This is a genomic window from Candidatus Magnetaquiglobus sp. (genome assembly GCF_058402785.1).
In genome coordinates this window covers 1-2,911 of record NZ_JBZVFG010000094.1, presented here as the reverse complement: position 1 = coordinate 2,911, position 2,911 = coordinate 1, and the positions used below count along the sequence as shown (strand labels likewise).

Annotated in this window: 2 protein-coding genes; both read right to left on the bottom strand. The window is 61.8% G+C overall.

Features of this window, described 5'->3' with window-relative positions:
* Positions 1-63 precede the first annotated feature (63 nt).
* Positions 64-1,221, bottom strand: a complete 1,158-nt coding sequence (locus tag ACV4UY_RS16555) for a class I SAM-dependent methyltransferase (RefSeq protein WP_491608658.1) — start codon at positions 1,219-1,221, stop codon at positions 64-66.
* Positions 1,222-1,319: 98 nt separating this feature from the next.
* Entirely contained in the window at positions 1,320-2,747 is a 1,428-nt protein-coding gene (gene nuoN / locus ACV4UY_RS16550; RefSeq protein WP_491608657.1) for an NADH-quinone oxidoreductase subunit NuoN, read from the bottom strand.
* Between the last annotated feature and the right edge of the window lie 164 nt (positions 2,748-2,911).

The following is a 2,911-nucleotide window of genomic DNA, read 5'->3' as shown; positions in this document are numbered from 1 at the left end:
GAGAACCCCCTCACCCCCCAACCGTGGACCTCCCTTACGGGAGTTCCACGGTAAAGTAACATTCTATAACCGGTTCCGTTGATCATTCAACCGAAAACCGGACAGCACCCCATCCCCGATCCCCCGCCCCAGGGCCAACACCTTGAACCGCTCCCCCATCTCGTCCGGAAGCAGCAACCGCATCGCCACCTTGCGCAGCCGTTCGACCGCCTCCGGCTCCATGCGCCGTGCGGCCATCTCCAGCCTTTCCAGGATCCCCAACCCCTGCAAGAACCACCCCTGAGTGGTGAACCCCAGCAACTCCAGACCACCAGCCACACCGGCACGCGCCATGGCGGAAAAATTGACATGGGCAGTCAGATCCATCGCTCCCGGATGCCGCAGCGGATCGTCCACCCGCTCCCCGTCCCGATGCCCCACCAACGTTCCGGCCTGACGATACGGGCCGAAGTGGTCCTGGTCCACCTCGCCGTAATCGATCATCAACAACACGCCGCGCCGCAAACGCGTTCCGACATCCGCCATCCACTCCCATGCCGCCAACCCCACCTCGTCGCGAAATCCCACCGGCAACCCGATCCCCGCTCCTTCAAAATAAGCTGAGATCCGTGCTTCGCAAGGCTCTCGATGACAAATTTTCAAACCGCCATCCCGGTCCGTGGTCACCGCCAACTCTCGCAAGCCGTCGGCCCCCATCTCCACCCAGTGGACCGGCATGGCATCCAGAAACTCGTTGCCCAGAATCACCCCGTTGGCCACCGTCTCCGGCACGCCTGCCAGCCACGCCACCCGCTCCGGGCCGAAACCGGCCTCCTGCAACAACCTCTCCTGCCGGTCGCGAAAATCCGGGCTGATCTCCACCAAACCATACCGCAATGCCGGGAAAAATTCTGGAAACCGCCGCGCGGTGGTCAGGATGTCGAGCGCCAACCGCCCGGATCCACCCCCCATCTCGATCACCTCGAACAAGGCAGGACGGCCCAACAACTGCCAGATCTCGATGCACTGCAAGGCCAGCAGTTCGCCGAACAGGGAGGTCAGCTCCGGCGCGGTGACGAAATCCCCGCCCCGCCCCACGCGGGTACGCCCGGTCATGTAATAACCATGACGCGGATGGTACAACGCCAGCTCCATGAACCGACAAAAGGGCAGACTCCCGCCAGCGATCGCCTCGCGCAGCACGCCGGCGATCGGCTCCTCCCCGCTCGCATTCGCCTTCATCGCTCCCCGCATCCCTGCCCACCTTGGCCACGCCCCAAACAAAAGGAGGTCTGGAATCCTCTTCCAGACCTCCCGAAGCCCGCAAGAACAAATCCAGACTACAGAAACATCTTGACGGTCGTGCCGCTCCAGGTCAACAGTCCGCCCGGGAAAAGTCCCCAGAACAGCATGATCGCGCCGGTCACGGTCAGGATCGCCAACTCCTGGAAGTTCAAGGAGATGGTGAAAGCGCCCTCGACGGGCTGATCGAAATACATGAACTTGACGATGCGCAGATAGTAGAAGGCGCCAATCGCCGAGAAGAGCACGCCGGCCACCGCCAGAAGGATCATGCCGGACTGGACCGCAGCCATGAACACGTAGAGCTTGCCCATGAACCCGGCCAGGGGCGGGATTCCGGCCATGGAGAACATGAACAGGGACATCAACAGCGCCAGCATGGGACGGCGATGGGCCAACCCCTTGTAATCCGAGGTCTCGTCGCCGATCCCCTCGCGGTTGAGAAGCAGCACCACGGCAAAGGCGCCGACGCTGGTGAAAATGTAGATGGCCAGATAGGCGATCACGCTCTGATAGCCCAAACCCGAATGGGTGGTCAGGCCGATCAGGATGAAACCGACATGGCCGATCGAGGAGTAGGCGAGCATGCGCTTGATGTTGGTCTGGCCGATGGCGGCGATGGCGCCGACCGCCAGGGACAACAGGGCCAACAACTGCAACAGCGGATTCCAGTGGCTCTGCAACGCCGGGAAAGCGCTCAACAGCACCCGGAAGATGCCGGCGAAAGCGGCGATCTTCGGCAGCACGGCCATGAAGGCGGTGACCGAGGTCGGAGCACCCTCGTAGACATCCGGGGCCCACATGTGGAACGGCGCGGCGGCGATCTTGAAGCTCATGCCGGCCAGCACCAGGATCACGCCCATGACGGTGGCGGTGGCGATGTGACCATGCGCCATGGCCTGTCCGATGCCGGTGAAGAGGGTGGTGCCGGTGGTGCCGTAGATCAGGGTGATGCCGTAGAGCAGGAAGCCGGAGGCCATGGAACCGAGCACGAAGTATTTCAGACCCGCCTCGTTGGAGCGAATGTCGTCGCGCTTCCAGGCCGCGAGCACGTAGATGGAGAGGGACATCAACTCCAGCCCCAGATAGAGCATGATGAAATCGCCCGCCGATGCCATGAACATGCCGCCCAACAGCGCCATGAGGGTCAACACCTGGTACTCGCCGCCATCGAAGCGGTTCTGACGCATGTAGCCCGAGGACATGAACAGCACCAGACCGGTGGCCACGTACATCAGCAGCTTCATCGAACGGGAGAACAGATCGTTGATGAACGAGCCCCCGAACGCGGTGCCATCTCCCGCGTTGAGCGTGATGGCGGCGGCCACGACCACGCCGGCGATGCTCATCGCCATCAGCCGGGTTCCCCGCTCCTCGTCCTCGCTGGCGCTTTTCAACAGAACCATGAGTCCCAGGATCGTGATCAGGATCTCCGGCAGCATCGCACCGAGGTTGATATCCGGCATTTGGACTGGCATTTCCTTACATGCTCCCCGTCTGGATGAAAGCGTGCGACTCGATTCTCATACTTAAACCGCACCCATTTTGGGATGCGTAGTTTCTCGCAAGGCCACAGTGCAAAATACGAGCTTCGTTTCCAAAAAACGGAAACGAAGCTCGCGAAGGCTGC

Bases quoted from the DNA above. Each gene is read 5' to 3' on its own strand.
- nuoN (WP_491608657.1), bottom strand. From the start codon at position 2,747: ATGCCGGATATCAACCTCGGTGCGATGCTGCCGGAGATCCTGATCACG.
- ACV4UY_RS16555 (WP_491608658.1), bottom strand. From the start codon at position 1,221: ATGAAGGCGAATGCGAGCGGGGAGGAGCCGATCGCCGGCGTGCTGCGC.